Here is a 15,202-nt window from a genome sequence, read left to right as displayed (position 1 = left end):
CCCTAGGACACAATCAGTAGCCATAGCCGTAGCTGTCGGCCTTATCTAGAAGTCGGCATTTGTTCAGCACAACACCCAGCAGGTTGCTGCGGGAGCCAATCTCGCGCTCGCATTTTTCTAATTCCTCGGCGGTAGTCGTTTCAGCAGCAGCTAACAAAATCACGCAGTCGATTTGATCGAGAAAGGCAAATGTATCGTCGCATGCCAGCAGTGGCGGCGTATCAAACAGCACTACGTCTGGTTGATATAGCTCTTCCAGCTGATCAATCACATGCGCAGCGCCTTGGCTTTGCAAAAGTTCTGCCGAATTAGGGGTTGGTTTGTGATTGGTCCCAAAAGCGAGCTTTTCTTGATGGCAAACCAACTGTTTTTCCGGACTGCCACGGCCTTCCAAAACGCTAGAAAAAGCTTGTTCTTGGGAGATTTGTAATAGTTTAGCCATCGAAGGACGCCGCATGTCCAAATCAATTACAAGGGTGCGGCTTTCGCGCTGACGGGCAAGGCTGAAGGCCAAATTGAGACACAGCGTTGTCTTTCCACAAGCGCTGCCTGGTGACGTGATGGCGAGCCGCCGCCAGTTATTTTTCTGCATCTCATACAGGATGCGTGTGCGCAGCACATCAAACGGGGTTGTTAGATCTGCGGCCCGATCGATAAAGACGCGGCCTTTTTTCAAAGCGGCGATGTTGAACTCCGCGACAGGCAATTCGGCCCATAAAGAAACCGAAGCGGGCGCTTCAACGGCTTCAACAAATGATGCCGGTTTAGCGATATACCCGGTAGGGGGCAATGCGTGTCCTTCGTCATGGGTCACGTCCTGCGCGCGGGCGGCGCGGGCTTTTTGGATAGCGGATTGGATACGTTCCATGCACCTATTCCTATCAGCCAATACCGAAACGGCTGAGCAAAGCGTCAATTCCGAGCTTGTCGCCAACCTCTTCGACAAACAGGTCGAGCGGCATATAGTGGGAATGGATCAGATAAAGTGACACACAAACCCCAAAGACCGGCGCTAGAATAGCGCAGAAGACAAATACGCGCCGGAGTGCGATCTGTCCCGAGGTCTGGACGTAGGGTACGACGCCAAAAGCCGGGACACCAAGCCGGCTGACCAAATCAGCGGGTCGGCGTATAGTGTTGTTCAACAATTCTAACAGCACAAAAACGCCCAAAGCCAACCCTATCCCACCCGCAAACCCGGCTGCGGCAATAAGCTTGCGGTTGGGATCGGTTGGATTGGCCGGAGCGATAGCCTGCTGGGTCACGGTTATGCGCCGACCACGAGATTGCGCCTCAATCTGATCACCGGTGCGTGCCTCGGCCAAGCTGGCGGTCGCTTGTTCATATTGTATGCGTAGAGTGTCGTAGTCACGCTCCAATGTGCCTAGCGTGATGGCATTAGTTGGTGTCTGTTCAATCGCCGCAGCTAAATCATTCAACTCTGTTTGGATGATTGTTTTCTGTTCACTGATAAAGTCAATCTGCCCGTCGATATCCGACAGTTGAAGTTCATACGCAGAGATGTTCGGGGCGTTTTCTGTTCCCAACCCCAACGCGATATTGGCCGCCTCAAGCGCAGCAATCTGCGCATCCAGTGATTTCACCCTTGGGTGGTCCGGGGAATAAATCACCACTGCAGCAGATCGCTGATCTTTCAACTGACGCAATTGACGCTGCTCAGGGGTTAAGCTTTCTCCTGTAAAATCTGGGCGCCCTGTGCGTTCATAAATTTCAACCAGCCGGGTCCGGCGGTCGCGTAACCCTGACAACTCCCGATCGAGTTGCAGATTGCGCTCCTGTAGCGAGGACTGTCGGGTACGGCGGTAATCCAACCCTTCAGGCAGAGCGTCTTTGTGATTTTCTTTGAAAGCCAGAATGCGGGCACCCTGTGCGGCCAACTCTTCATCTAGCCTGGCCACTTCCTGCACAAAGAACTCCAGAGTCAGGCTGGTTGCTCCGGTGCGTAAAGCCACATTTTCTTGTAGAATTTGGGTGACCAGCTCATTGGTGACTGCGGCCGACACCTGACCCGAAAAAGATTGAAAAGACACCGATACGAACGGGCTGGCATAGGGCAGAGAAATGCTAATACGAGACCGCATATCCGCAACGATAGCATCCGGCCCCATATCGGCTTCACCAGCGTAAACATCAAATTTCTGTGCCAAATCCAGAAGGTTGGCACGGTTCATCAAGCGTTGCTCGATCACCTGCAGGATTTCAACCTCACTGGCCTGAACAGTGGTGGCCGCCAGATCGTCGGGAATCTGCGGCGATTCCACCACTAGTCGGGCGGTGGCGCGATAAACCGGAGGCAGTGTCACAGCCAACACAAGGCCGGCTGCGGTGCAGATCGCCACAATTACAAGCAGATATGGCAACCTGCGCAGCAGCAACGACCAATAAAAACGAACTTCACCCATCATGACAAAGATCTGCTTTCTTCTACGGGCATGCCCGAGGCAAAAAAGGCACCGTCATCTAGAACCTGCTGCACCAGATTCCATGAAACCCTTTTTCGATCACGCGTGAAGGCATAAACCATGGCAAGGTCGCAAAGCTGATTGACCAGCCTCGGCACCCCACCGGTGGCCTCATAGACCTTGTCCGTTGCAGCTGGGCCGAAAAGATTGCGCTCTGCCCCGGCAACCTCTAGGCGGTGACCGACATATTTCCGTACCGTAAGTCTGTCCATCGCCGTCAAATGGAAACTGGAGGAGACTCGCTGCGCAAACTGGCGCATATCCGGGCGCCGTATAATTTCCCGCAGTTCCGGTTGGCCCACCAAAACCAGTTGCAGCAACTCATCTTTGTTTGAGTTGATATTGGTGAACATCCTGAGTTCTTCCAGAGACTCGGCGCTCAGGTTTTGCGCTTCGTCGAAGATCAGGATGACCCGGTGGCCGCTAGCATATTCATCGATGAGAAAGGTCTGGAACGCCGCAAAAAGGTCAACATAGGTGGCCTCGGCTGGTGCAGGCTGATCCAGCGACATCAACACCCAGCGCAGTAACTCACCCCGATCACCATGCGCGTTCGAGATCATGCCGATCCGGACCTTGTCATCCACTGACTTCAACAGGTGATGCAACAATGTGGTTTTACCAGTTCCAACCTCACCGGTGATCAGGGTAATCGGTGCTCGGGTTAGGATACCGTATTCCAGCATCGTATAAGCCCGACTGTGAGCATCAGACCAGAACAGGAAGTCCGGATCCGGCAGCAATGTGAACGGGCGCTCGGTCAGGCCGAAATGCTCGGTATATATATCCAGGCTGCTGCTCGAACGGCTCTCCTGCGTGGTATGACCGGGATTGATATTCACCGTACTCTGCTCTTTCACTAAAGAAGATGGCGAAACAAAAGCCTGCGCCGTTTTCATCTTATCATCTGACAAGAGTGGTTTCGAGGCGTCAGCGTTTCCTGCCTTCCAATTGGTCCGGTTTCCGGCAAACCTCCAGCGACGGCGCAGCACAAGCGGGTTTAGCACCGCCTTGCTGGGTATGGAAAGCCGATAGGGCATTTCCTTCATCTTCCGTTCAGGACGGGCTTCAGCCCGCACCCATCATAACAGATTTGATACTCACTACTCATAACACTGCACTTTTATCAAACACTTAGTATAGGGCCTCAACTGCCATCAGCGAAGTCTGCGTCGGGCCAGTATGATCAAAACAAGGTTACACCTTCGTTCTCAACTGACCACTGCATAGTTCCTGTCGGCGGAATCGCCCCTGCATAAGAATCGCGCGCTACAGCCGAAAACCATATTTCTTCCGTCGCTCTTTTTACCTTTCCAAACAGGACTATACGTACATCATCCCCGGCGATCGCGCTGTGTCCTTGATCACAGAGATATCTTTCCAATCATGCTTTATTCAGGTTGCCCAAAGGCCCAATCTGTCCACTAAAGGAACATAATGTGTTACCTGCATATTTTTTAGACATATCATTGGAAACAATGCGGGTTATGTGGCGCGCAATAGAGCGAATTTTTGTCGATTTTGCGGCAAATTTGCTTTTATGTGCAACTGTCCGTTTGTGGAGGCGGCAGAAATGGTGTAAAACTTTCCACAGTGTTAAAAGGTGCTGCTGTAATTTCGATGTAATTTTCTTGTTACGTTTCCATCGAGTCGCCCTTGTGTTTCGGGTGTAAGGCACATCTCAGTTTGTTGGTGTTGGTGAGTGTTCCGGTTAGTAGGTGTTAGCGAGTGTTTGAGAGTAAAATGATTGTTCAGTACACGAATGTCCCAGACAAGGCACAGCCCGTTTCCTCTGCGCTGCCTTCTCAAAACGTAGCGTCCCGACCCACAAACACCTATCGCAACATTGGCAAGCGCGTGCTGGACACTGCGTTTGTGCTGATGGCTTTGCCGATCGCCCTGCCAATCATGCTGATTATGGCTCTTCTGGTCGCCAAGGATGGGCACAACCCATTCTATGGTCAGACCCGCGTCGGGCGTGGCGGTCGTAAGTTCACCATGTGGAAGTTGCGCACCATGGTACCCAACGCCCAAGCCCGCCTTGAAGGATATCTGGCCAGCAACAAGCTGGCACGGCTGGAATGGGATGAACACCAGAAGCTCAAGAACGACCCGCGCATTACGCCGGTCGGTCATATTCTGCGCAAAACCTCGCTGGATGAGCTGCCGCAGCTTTTCAACGTTCTGACCGGAGACATGAGCCTGGTTGGCCCGCGTCCGATGATGCCCGATCAGCAAAAGCTGTACCCCGGTCGCGCATATTACGACCTGCGCCCCGGTATTACCGGCAGCTGGCAGGTTTCTGAACGCAACGGCTGCAGCTTTGCTGGCCGCGCCGATTTCGATACGTCTTATTCTCGGAACGTATCGCTGAAAACCGATATGGGCATTCTTTGCGCCACGGTTGGCGTCGTACTTGGCGGGACCGGATACTGATCCGGTTCTGACCGCTTTCTGATTTTCATCTTACCTCTGACTGGTATTCCCGTGCCGTCCCGGTCAAACTGACCGGGATAAACTACGAGCAGGAAGGCCCCAATGCTGCGTCCGCGCCGTTTCATACATATTCCGCTTCTGTTCTGTGCAGTACTGGCACTGGCCGGATGCGAAAGCTCCGAAGAACGTGCCGAACGGCATTTTCAGGCTGCGCTGGCCCTGCTTGAAACCGGTGACACGGATCGGGCGCTGGTCGAATTGCGCAACGTGATCAAGTTTGACAATGATCACGGCGAAGGCCGGTTGGTCTTTGCCCGGGTCCTCGCCGAACAAGGTGATATGGAGCAGGCCATCAGCCAGTATCTGCGCGTCGCCGAACAGCAGCCCGATTTGCTGGAAGCCCGGGTTGCCGTCACCCGCATGGCGCTACAACAGAATGCCTGGGAGCAGGCCGAACGACATGGCCGCGCGGCAAAAGATCTTGATCCGGAAGATGCAGAGGTCATCTTCCTGAACGCTTTGCTGGACTATCGCGCAGCGCTTTTGGCCGGTGATGAAGCGCAGATGCAGGACGCCGTGACCGTTGTGCAGCAAAAGCTGGTCAACGATCCTGATAACCGTCTGGCGTGGCGGCTGACAGTTGATCACGCACTCACGCGAGGCGATCTGAATCACGCGCTGCGTGAAATTGACAACGCTTTGGTTCATCTGCCTGACGATTTTGAGCTGAACCTGGCCCGACTGCAGTTGCAGATGGAACAGCAGGACATGCCGGCAATCGGCGCCACCCTGCAGGATATGGTTGTACGGTTTCCCGATGATCAGCAGGCCCGCAACATGCTGCTGGCCTGGTATCAGGAACAAGGGGAAACACAAAAGGCCGAGGCTTTCCTAAGGCAATTGGCCGATACCCCCGGTGCCGGGGTGGACCCGAATCTTCAGGTCGTCAACTTCCTGCGCAGCACGCAAGGTAACTCGGCCGCCAGATCCGAGTTGCAGCGTCTGATCAGTGCAAACCCGGACGAAAAGACCTATAAAGCCACGCTAGCCGCCTTGGATTTCGAGGAAGGAAATACCGAAACCGCCATCGCCGACATGCGGGAATTGCTGACCGATCCGGATACAAGCGAAGAAACCGCAAATCTACAGGTCATCCTGGCGCGGATGTTGTTGAAGACCGACGAGATTGATGGCGCAAAAGCCCGGATCAACACAGTGTTGGAACAAACACCGGGTCATGTCGAAGCCCTCAAGATGCGGGCCGCCTGGCAGATCGAGGATGACCAGCCCGAAGACGCCATCCTAACTTTGCGCACCGCTCAGGCCGAAGCGCCACGTGATCCCGTTATCATGACGCTGATGGGACAGGCTCATGAGCGGGCCGGCGCGCGCGAACTGGCGGGCGAGCGCTATGCCTTAGCGGTTGAAGCCTCAAACCGAGCTGCCGGAGAAAGCCTGACCTATGCCGCCTTCCTGATGCAAGACGACCGCCTGGACGTGGCCGAAGAGGTGCTGAGTGACGCGTTGCGGCGGTCGCCCTCAGACATCCGGCTGCTATCGGCGATGGCCAACCTACAGATGCGCATGCAGAACTGGACACGGGTCACCCGGATCATCTGGCAGTTGCGCGGGCTGGATACCCCGTCTGCCACCGCTGTCGCTGACCAGATCGAGGTGGCTTATCTGACACTGCAAAGCCGGAGCGACGATGTTGTTGACCTTCTTGGGTCGCTCACTGAAGCCGATGATCGGGATCGTGCCGCTCTGGCTGAACTGATCCGGGTTTTGGTACAGCAAGACAGAACTGACGAAGCGCAGGCCCTGCTTTCAGAACGCCTAACCAATGAACCTCAAGATCCTGTGCTGCGCTATCTGCAAGCCGGTTTACATCTGGTGAAGGACGAACCTGATCAGGCCGAAGCTATATACCGAACTTTGATCGAAGAGTTTCCCGAAGGGACTCAGCCTCTGCGCCAACTGGTTGGATTATTGCGATCCCAGAACCGGGGCAGCGAAGCAGATGCCTTGATCGACACGGTTATTTCACGGCAACCTCAATCCATACTCCCCCGGCAGCTTAAAGCAGAGCAACTTGAACAGGCCGGAGATTTCGAGGGCGCCATTGCGCTCTATGAGGCGCTTTATGTGGATGACAGCAGCAATCTGGCGATTGCAAACAATCTGGCAAGCCTCATATCGACCCATCGCCAGGATGAAGACAGCTTGTCCCGTGCCTATACGATCGCCCGCCGCCTGCGTAACGCGGATATACCGGCCTTTCAGGACACATACGGCTGGATCGCGTTCCGCCGCGGCAATCATTTCGAGGCCCTGACTCATCTTGAGCCTGCCGCGCGCGGGCTACCCGATGATCCATTGGTGCAATATCACTTGGGTGAAACGTATATGGCCCTAGGCCGGGTAGAGGATGCGAGAAACACGCTCGAATTGGCCTTGGATCTGGCCGGGGACAGCGACCTGCCCCAGTTTGAACGTGCAAGAGAGCTGTTAAACAGCACTGCGGCCTCAGACTGAATGCGATATCAGGCGTCTGTCACGACCTGTGTTGGCAGTTTTTTAGGCAGCAGCAGAGATACGGCGATCCAAATACTGATAGTCAGGCTCCCAGCCCCAGCGTAGATCAACAGCGCCGTCCAGACAGACAGGCCAAAGATCAGAGCGGCAGCACCAGCGCCCGCTCCGACAAGCATGCTCAGCAAAATGGCCCCAACACTCATGATGTCTCGCTATGCCTCTATCCCGGGCAGTATACCTCAGGTTGAATTTGTGCGCCAATTCTTTCGCTTATCTAGTGTAGCACTGGCAAAACCCGGCCACTCATCTTCCAATTGTTGCCTTTACGACAGTCTGTGTTCAAAAAACCCGTCTAAAGCGCCTTGGTTTTCGGAAAGAATGGCGCTTTGGCCAAAACCCTCGCAATATGGATTTGATCGGTCGCGCATCGGCAAAAGTAAGGTGGCTGCCAACACGCGCTCCGTTTGGGGTTGAGAAGGAAGAGTTTGGAAATGAAAGCTGTTTTAGCGTTATGTGGCGCAACAATCGTTAGCCTTCTGATGGCCCTGCCCGCACTGGCACAGGGATATCGGGTCCAACCCGGGGACAGGTTGCAGATCGAAGTATTGGAAGACGAAAGCCTCAACCGCGATGTGCTTGTGCGCCCGGACGGGCGCATCACCATGCCACTTGCTGGCACCTTGGCGGCCGGGAACCGAACCACAGAGCAGATCGAAGGTGACCTTTCTCGTATGCTGTCGCCGAACTTTGCTTCCGCGCCAACTGTTTTTGTATCGCTAAGTGCGATCGCAGAAGAAGACGATGTCGAACCGATCGACGTGTATGTTGTAGGTGAAGCAGAAGCCCCCGGCAGATATGAGGTCGAACCAGGTACAACATTGCTGCAACTGTTCGCAGAAATGGGTGGTTTCTCCAGATTTGCAGCGACAAAACGAGTAATGCTCCGTCGTACGGATCGGGCCGGTAACGAAACCGTCTATAGGTTCAACTACGATGCAATCCTTGAGGGCACAGGAAATGGGGCCGCGACCAGGCTGGCGGATGGTGACGTGGTCATCATCCCGCAACGGCGCCTGTTCGAATAACATCGAAGAGGGGAAACAGTGAAACGGAACCTGTTGATGCATTCAGCACCTTATCGTGCTGCATGTTTCGGTGTGATTTTTGCGACAGCCTCACATGCGCAGGAAATTCCGGTCGAGCCCGGCGGACCAGTGATGCGGTTCGGCATCTATGAGCGGCTGGAAACCGGGCGCAATCTGGGCCTCGATGTCCCGGAAGAGGGGCACGGCACCATCGCCTCGACGATTTTCTCCTTTGGGCTCAACAGCGAAACCCGTACTCAGACCTTCGATTTCGACGCCACAACGGCCCTGCGTTTCAGCAACTTGGACGACGAGGGCAGCGAAGTTGATTTCGGCGATACCCGCTTGATTCTGGGTTATACCCGCGACGCAGCGAACGCAGGCATGCAGTTACAGGCCAATTATCTGGGTTATGATATCGGGTTTCTGCGGTCACTTTCCGACTTTGTCGACGATGAAGGCGTGATCGACCTGCCCCCTGATTTCGCAGACCTGACAGGCGATGGAACGCGCCGCGAATATAACCTGCGCGCAGAGTTCGACTTCGGCCGGCAAAACGTGATTGGGTATAATTTCTTCCTGGAGTTCAATGAGCTTAGTTACTCAGACACGACGGATGCGTCATTGTTCGACGAGGATACAATCGGAGCAGGTGTCGGGGTGACCTTTGCGCTCTCGCCGCGCACTGAAGCCAGACTGGACTACAGCTTCGAACGCAATGAACGTGACGATCCGGGGCAAACGACTGAGGACCGGGATGACCTGATCTTTGGTCTCACCAACGAACTGTCTTCGCGCACGATTTTGGATGTCTCATTCGGCTATAGTAAGATCGACGAACAAAGCCTGTCCGGAGACGACTTAACCGAAGGGTATGTCGGAGGCTTAGGCGTCATCTATGACATGCCAAATGGCGACCTGACCGCTGATCTCGACTCGTCTCTGGAAACGGAAGGTCGGCTGGACACATTGACTGTCGGGCGCAGCTTGGAAATCCCCGGCGGCACCTTTTCGGCCAGTTTGGGCGGCGCGCGGGTACCTGGTGGTGACAAAGGGTGGATCGGATCCCTGAGCTACGCACAGGAACGCGGCCCTAATGAAATCTTTGCCGAGTTGCGTCGTGATGTATCCACCAATGCCTTCCGAGAGCTTCGCTTCGAGACCGTCGCCGATATTGGCTACGTGCGACTTCTCACGCCAAACTCACGCATCGGCCTGGGCGCGATCTACGCGTTAACCGAAGAAACGTCGGCCGATCCCCGGACCGAGTATACCGAACTCAGCGCTGTCTACAGCCATAGGTTGACCGAATACTGGAATCTCAACACAGGCGTAAATTACCGCATGCGCGATGAGGAGGGGTTGGGCGAGGCGACCAGCCCGCTGGTCTTCTTTCAGATCGGCCGCGACTTTGTCTGGCGCCCATAAGTTAAGTAGATAATACCTCAAGCAGCCTATTTATCCGGAACTATCACTAGCACACACCCAATCCGATGATCGCGACTTCGGTTTATTTGGCTATAAGCCCCGAAATTCCATCTTGGGCTTGACCAAACCTTCCGTTTCATTTGAGGGGCAATGCTTCGCCGAACAACCCAAAACGTCCACTCTGAAGCACCAGAGGGCTATCAATTGTGCTTAGAATTTTCCGAAAACTCCTTGGTAGACGGAGAGGATAAAAGCGTTGAGTTTCCCCGAAGTTAAAAGTCGGGCCGGTTTTACAGATTCAGGGGTAAAGCCCTGGAGAAACAGGCATGAACATAGACCTATACTGCAAAAAAAACTGAACCTATTGTAGCCTGAGCATAGCCATGTGTCAGAATAAATAATTGCTTTAAGAGTATCATTCGAAAAGGGGCAGCTTCATTTATGGACATTGATGTAGCGATGTGCGGTGACCGCAATGTGATTTTGGGGATGGCAGTCTCAGGTCGATCCGCTCTGGAACACGCGAGCTCAAACGTGAACTTCTGGGTGATATGTCAAGATTTCACGGACGATGACAAAGACAAGCTAAGCCAATCATGGTCACATGAGCGCCTAGGTAAAATCTCGTTTGTCGACATTTCACGCGACAGACTAGTCAATTTCAGATCAACGAGTTACCTAAAAAGCAAGGTGGCCTATGCGCGTTACTACGTCGCTGATTTCTTTCCTCATCTGATGCGCTGTGTCTATCTGGATACAGATCTACTGGTAATGCGTGACTTAGCGGAGGTCATGACGCTGAATCTGGGTGGTAAGGCGATGGCCGCAGTTCTTGATGTTGGAGTTCGTGTCAACCAAGATGAGGGAAAGATGCAACAGGCGCGCTTGGGATTGAGTTCAGCCGAAACGTATTTCAACTCAGGGTTCCTAGTTCTCGATTTGGACTATTGGCGCGAGAACAATGTGACATCCAAAATCATAGATATTAGCATCGAAAAAAAGGATATCCTTGATTCACAAGATCAGGATGCATTGAATATCATTTTTGACGGAAATGTCCTTTTTCTGGATTCTAGCTGGAATGTATCCCAGTACGAAAAGCCATCACCGCTTCAAGGAAAGGTTGTTCATCTGATAGGAACGATCAAACCGTGGCACGCAAGATACGCCCAGAAGTTTGCAGAACCCTACTATCGCGACACAATCCACGCGGCCTTTTTCGATGTGCTGGAACGGACGGCCTATCGTGGCCAGTTGCCACGTTATCTTTTTGGCTTGGGGGCTGTGATTGAAAGTATCGGGGCCAAGATTCCAACAAAAGATATGATGGCACGTAAACTAAGCCAGTTCATAAACAATGGGGGTTGATTGTGAATTGCGGGTTCGGTTCGCAATCTCATTCTGCTGGCAGGCGATACAAGCATCAAAGCGGACACCTTTTCAGCGACTTGCCACTAGATCCCGAGATTTCCCTTTCATCCAAGCCAGTAACGGGCGCTCTACGAATAAATAAAGTGGCATGGTAGTCACCAAAGCCAGTACGCAGAGCAACGCAACTGCACCCCAGAATCCCACATGACCCATTACAAATAGTCCGGGCGCTCCCACTGAAAGAATGATCATCGGCAGTTGATGTATTAGGTATAGCGAATAGGAATATTCCCCAAGCCAAGCGACATTGGCAAACCAGCGTCGCTCGGAGATTGCGAAGACGGCCACAAGAAGTGCGCTGCCCGGCCCCATGGACACGATGTCGGGTATTCCGCGCACGGTCAGTAGAGGACTGGCTATTAAAGGCAGACATGCGATCAGACATCCCATCGGGAAAACCCAGCGTGCTGTTGTCCATTGTGGTATTTTGCTAGCCCGCAGCGCCCAGCCGAGCCAAACCCCGATCAGAAACTCAATTAGCAATGGGCTGGTCAAGTGTTCTGCGGTCGCGCCCCAGGTCTCAGCCCCCACGAGCCGCCCCAGCACAATCATTGTGGGAAAGGCAATGGTGATCAACGTAAGCGCAAGCGATCGCGGGAAAACCAATAATCCAGCGAAAATCAGATAGAAGATCATCTCATAGGCGAGCGTCCAGCCCGGTACGATAATTGACGATGCCATTCCCGGAAGGAGCAGCAATGCTCCGAGGGTCTCGCCCGCGCCTAGCCAAAATTGCCCCAGTGCAACCTTCGCGACCAGATATGCCACGGCTGCGATCCAATAGATCGGATAGATACGAATAATGCGCCGCCAGAGGAAAGACCGCATAGCATTGGGGGTGCCGAAGGCATCGTAAGCGGTATACGCCATAACGAGGCCACTAATGACAAAGAAGATGTGAACCCCGGCCGCACCGATATTAGACCAGACGGCGATGTTTTCGGCGTGTTGGATTTGTTCAAATGGGGCTACGTAAAGAATAGCATTATGTACCAATACCAAGGCCGCTGCGACAAAGCGAAGAACTTGGATTGAGGCCAGTTTTTGATTTTTTTCAACCAATCCCTTTCCTCCAGCACAACCTAAGCTTATCCCAAGAAAGGCGCGTAAGTCTTCCCAACCCGCTTTTTGAATTGCGCGTCGGGCAATTGGCTATTCTAAAGCCTGGTCAAGCGTTTGAGCTATCTCTTCCCAGTCGGCGGTAAAGTTCTCGACCGATCCGCTGGCGATCACGAATGCATAGCCCATGCCGTGCCGGTCGGTGAAGAACTTGAGAACCGATGTAACCCGATCAGGTGGTTGAATTGTAAAAAGCACTGCATCATTGGCCATGACGGCCATGCCATGCGCGAGTTGGCTGCCTTCCACGCCCGCAATGACTTTGGCCCCGGCGCAGGCAGTGATAAGATCTTGGGTTGAGGTTTGCTCAGGAGCCAAAACCTGGAAGCCGCGCTCGGTGGCGAAGCGCTCTGCAATTTCGGCCTCATTGACGAGAAGGCGGGCATCGCCGGTTGCGCCGCGCAGCAGGAAAACACCGGGATGCGAGTCGTATGTTTCGCCCTCAATCAGTTTTTCACGCACTGCTTCGACGCGGGCGCGACGCTCAGTATTATTGGTGAAATCCTCAAACATGATGAGTTCACGAAACCGCGCACGATCAAGCCTTCGGGGTTGCATGCCCAAGCGCTGCTCATAATCTGGCACGTGACCGGACGGGGCCACTCTTGTTGTAAACGGTGCCCCATAGGTCTGGGCCAAAAGGTAGCGCGGACAATCGTCGCTCAACCAGTTTGCGAACCAACGGTTGCCCCACCAGCTTTCGTACAAGACGCCACTCTCCACGTCACTTGGCACAACATACGCTGGCAAGCGCCGGGTTCTTTGGCGCAGATGCCGGATGCCTCGAGCTGTGTAGAGTACACCATCGATAAGATCGACATCTTTCAGCCGATAGCCATAAGTCGGGGCTTGTGGTTTATCGAAGTTGCCGTTAAAGGCCTGCACGACTTCTTCATGGCTCAAGAATTCGGTTGCCTTGATCCGATCCAGCTGTCCCGGCAGAAATGTGGCTGGCCGGATATAGCTGCTTTCCTTTGGGTGAATCTGCCAACGCTCCTCGGCGACGTCAATGAGATCGTCAGCTGAAATCCCTGCGGCACGTAAGGCGGGTCTGAAAGATATCATCGGGGCCTTTCCGGGTCTGGACCCTGTCTGACTATCGGCAAATATCGCCTAGCGGTCGTGTCACATCCTGCAGCTGACCGCCTTCGACTAAAATCTCACATGGCAGGTCGTGGCTGATGAAATATACCGGGCTGGCCGTCAGCCCGTAAGCGCCGCTTGAATGGACTGCAATCAAGTCTCCTGCTTCGACCGGAGGCAGTTCAACACCGACCCCAATCTTGTCGAGTGGCGTGCAAAGCGGGCCGGCAAGGTTCACCTTGCCGGCCGGTGTTCCGCCACCGACCTTGTGCATGCGGTAGTTGCGATGAATAACCATGCCGAAATTGCCAGAAGCCGGCAAATGGTTGTTCATGCCGCCATCGCAAATCCCGATACGGGTTCCACGCGACTCTTTCACCCGGGTGACGCGGGTCAGGAAATACCCGGCCTCTCCAACCAGATACCGACCCAGCTCCAACACCAATTCGGTGTCGCTGAACCGGGGGGCTGCCCGCAATTCATCAAGCTCGTCCACGATCCCGGCTGCAGTCGCGGGAAGATCAAGCGCCGTGTCTTTCTCGAAATAAGGGATGCCAAGCCCCGAGCCGAACACAAGCTTTTCGGGCTTCAGATCATAGCGGTCCGAAATTTCAGTAAAGATCCGCATAAATGTCCGGTAGTTCTCGCAGATCGCTTCCGAGACCAGGCACTGCGTTCCGGAATATACATGCAATCCCATGAGGCGCAGATGTTTAAGTGCCAAAATCTGCGGGATCTCATCATGCATTGTTTCATAGTCAATGCCGAACGCGCTGGGGCGACCGGCCATCTGGTCGCCAAAGCCTTTGGGCACCTGGTCCGGAGCGATACGGATCATAATGTCCTGCACGCGACCGGCCTCAGCAGCAATACGATTTGCTCGGATTGCCTCGTCAACAGATTCAACGATCAACTCGCCAAGCCCGGCTTCGATCGCTTCGACAAGCTCTAGATCGCGTTTGCCGGGTCCGGTAAAGCTCATTCTTTCCGGCTTCCAGCCTGACCGAACACCAAGACGCATCTCGCCGATGGCAGAAATATCCAGGTTAGCGATACGTGTCTCAAGCCAGCTTAAGAGGCCCGGATTGGGGTTGCTTTTAACAGCGTAGCTAAGGGTGAAACGCGATCCGAACGCAGCGTCAATCTGGGCAATACGCTCTTCAATATAGTCTGCAAAATAGACATAAGCAGGCGTACCGAAATCCTCGGCAGCCTGTGCCAGAATGGCATCAGCCCTTTCGATGTCATGCATTCTAAGATGCGCCTTCAGTGTATTGGATAATCCGAGCCGGTGTGTCAAAATTCTCCAGCGTTACGTCTTCAGGTCTGACCTGAATACCGTTCTGCTCCTCAAGGAACATGATGAGATTCATCATCAGGACTGAATCGAGCAGACCGGAAGAAAAAAGCTCCGTCTCTGGTTCGATCGCGTCTTCGGGTTCGATTGAATTGGTCAGATACGAGATCAAGGCATCTTGAGTAAGTGTCATATGGAATACCGGTATACTTGGAGTAACAGAACAGGCGAAGTGTCTAATGCAAAGAAGCTATTGTCTAGTCGGATTGTTGGCCAAAACATGGCGGCAGCCCGATGAAGAAATT

Annotated in this window: 13 protein-coding genes; 5 read left to right on the top strand and 8 right to left on the bottom strand. The window is 53.7% G+C overall.

Annotation, left to right across the window (positions count from 1 at the left end):
- Window positions 1-13: 13 nt before the first annotated feature.
- Genes ACR0AI_RS21180 through ACR0AI_RS21170 form a run of 3 tightly spaced genes read right to left on the bottom strand, consistent with a single transcriptional unit; the run spans window position 14 to window position 3,325 of the window.
- On the bottom strand, window positions 14-868 hold the full coding sequence (locus ACR0AI_RS21180) for a CpsD/CapB family tyrosine-protein kinase (RefSeq protein WP_480676903.1): 855 nt from the start codon (window positions 866-868) through the stop codon (window positions 14-16).
- A 13-nt stretch (window positions 869-881) separates the two neighbouring features.
- Entirely contained in the window at window positions 882-2,426 is a 1,545-nt protein-coding gene (locus tag ACR0AI_RS21175) for a GumC family protein (protein WP_480676905.1), read from the bottom strand.
- Window positions 2,423-3,325, bottom strand: coding sequence for an ExeA family protein (locus tag ACR0AI_RS21170; RefSeq protein ID WP_480701471.1), 903 nt, complete (start codon window positions 3,323-3,325; stop codon window positions 2,423-2,425). Before ACR0AI_RS21170 ends, ACR0AI_RS21175 begins: the two co-directional genes overlap by 4 nt.
- Window positions 3,326-4,211: 886 nt before the next feature.
- Between ACR0AI_RS21170 and ACR0AI_RS21165 the strand changes: the two genes are divergently transcribed.
- Window positions 4,212-4,919 carry a sugar transferase gene (locus ACR0AI_RS21165; RefSeq protein WP_480701469.1) on the top strand — a complete coding sequence of 236 codons (708 nt, stop codon included), beginning with the start codon at window positions 4,212-4,214 and terminating at the stop codon, window positions 4,917-4,919.
- 102 nt (window positions 4,920-5,021) lie between these two features.
- Window positions 5,022-7,454, top strand: a complete 2,433-nt coding sequence (locus ACR0AI_RS21160; protein ID WP_480676909.1) for a tetratricopeptide repeat protein — start codon at window positions 5,022-5,024, stop codon at window positions 7,452-7,454.
- An 8-nt stretch (window positions 7,455-7,462) separates the two neighbouring features.
- Here ACR0AI_RS21160 and ACR0AI_RS21155 read toward each other — a convergent pair whose 3' ends face one another.
- The gene (locus ACR0AI_RS21155) at window positions 7,463-7,657 is read right to left on the bottom strand and encodes a hypothetical protein (RefSeq protein WP_480676911.1); all 195 of its coding nucleotides are present in this window, start codon (window positions 7,655-7,657) and stop codon (window positions 7,463-7,465) included.
- Between the two features lie 288 nt (window positions 7,658-7,945).
- Here ACR0AI_RS21155 and ACR0AI_RS21150 point away from each other — a divergent pair, with 288 nt between their 5' ends.
- The 3 genes from ACR0AI_RS21150 to ACR0AI_RS21140 all read left to right on the top strand — a co-directional run bounded on the left by ACR0AI_RS21150 (window position 7,946) and on the right by ACR0AI_RS21140 (window position 11,335).
- Window positions 7,946-8,539, top strand: coding sequence for a polysaccharide biosynthesis/export family protein (locus ACR0AI_RS21150; RefSeq protein WP_480676913.1), 594 nt, complete (start codon window positions 7,946-7,948; stop codon window positions 8,537-8,539).
- Between the two features lie 36 nt (window positions 8,540-8,575).
- Window positions 8,576-9,967: a porin family protein gene (locus ACR0AI_RS21145; protein WP_480676915.1), complete on the top strand. Its 1,392-nt coding sequence runs from the start codon at window positions 8,576-8,578 to the stop codon at window positions 9,965-9,967.
- Between the two features lie 441 nt (window positions 9,968-10,408).
- Window positions 10,409-11,335: a glycosyltransferase family 8 protein gene (locus ACR0AI_RS21140; protein ID WP_480676917.1), complete on the top strand. Its 927-nt coding sequence runs from the start codon at window positions 10,409-10,411 to the stop codon at window positions 11,333-11,335.
- 72 nt (window positions 11,336-11,407) lie between these two features.
- Here the strand turns inward: ACR0AI_RS21140 and ACR0AI_RS21135 are convergent, their stop codons facing one another.
- From ACR0AI_RS21135 to ACR0AI_RS21120, 4 genes are all read right to left on the bottom strand, one after another.
- Complete coding sequence (locus ACR0AI_RS21135) at window positions 11,408-12,460, bottom strand: acyltransferase family protein (RefSeq protein WP_480676919.1); 1,053 nt, start codon at window positions 12,458-12,460, stop codon at window positions 11,408-11,410.
- Between the two features lie 90 nt (window positions 12,461-12,550).
- The gene (locus ACR0AI_RS21130) at window positions 12,551-13,582 is read right to left on the bottom strand and encodes a glycosyltransferase 61 family protein (RefSeq protein ID WP_480676921.1); all 1,032 of its coding nucleotides are present in this window, start codon (window positions 13,580-13,582) and stop codon (window positions 12,551-12,553) included.
- A gap of 31 nt (window positions 13,583-13,613) precedes the next feature.
- Entirely contained in the window at window positions 13,614-14,852 is a 1,239-nt protein-coding gene (locus ACR0AI_RS21125; protein WP_480676923.1) for a type III PLP-dependent enzyme, read from the bottom strand.
- 1 nt (window position 14,853) lies between these two features.
- Window positions 14,854-15,090 (bottom strand): acyl carrier protein, encoded by a 237-nt coding sequence (locus ACR0AI_RS21120; RefSeq protein ID WP_480676925.1) that lies wholly within the window; start codon window positions 15,088-15,090, stop codon window positions 14,854-14,856.
- Between the last annotated feature and the right edge of the window lie 112 nt (window positions 15,091-15,202).

It is taken from the genome of Ruegeria sp. BG3 (assembly GCF_056538485.1).
The sequence above is the reverse complement of the archived record's forward strand: the minus strand, read 5'-3'. Positions and strand labels throughout refer to the sequence as shown.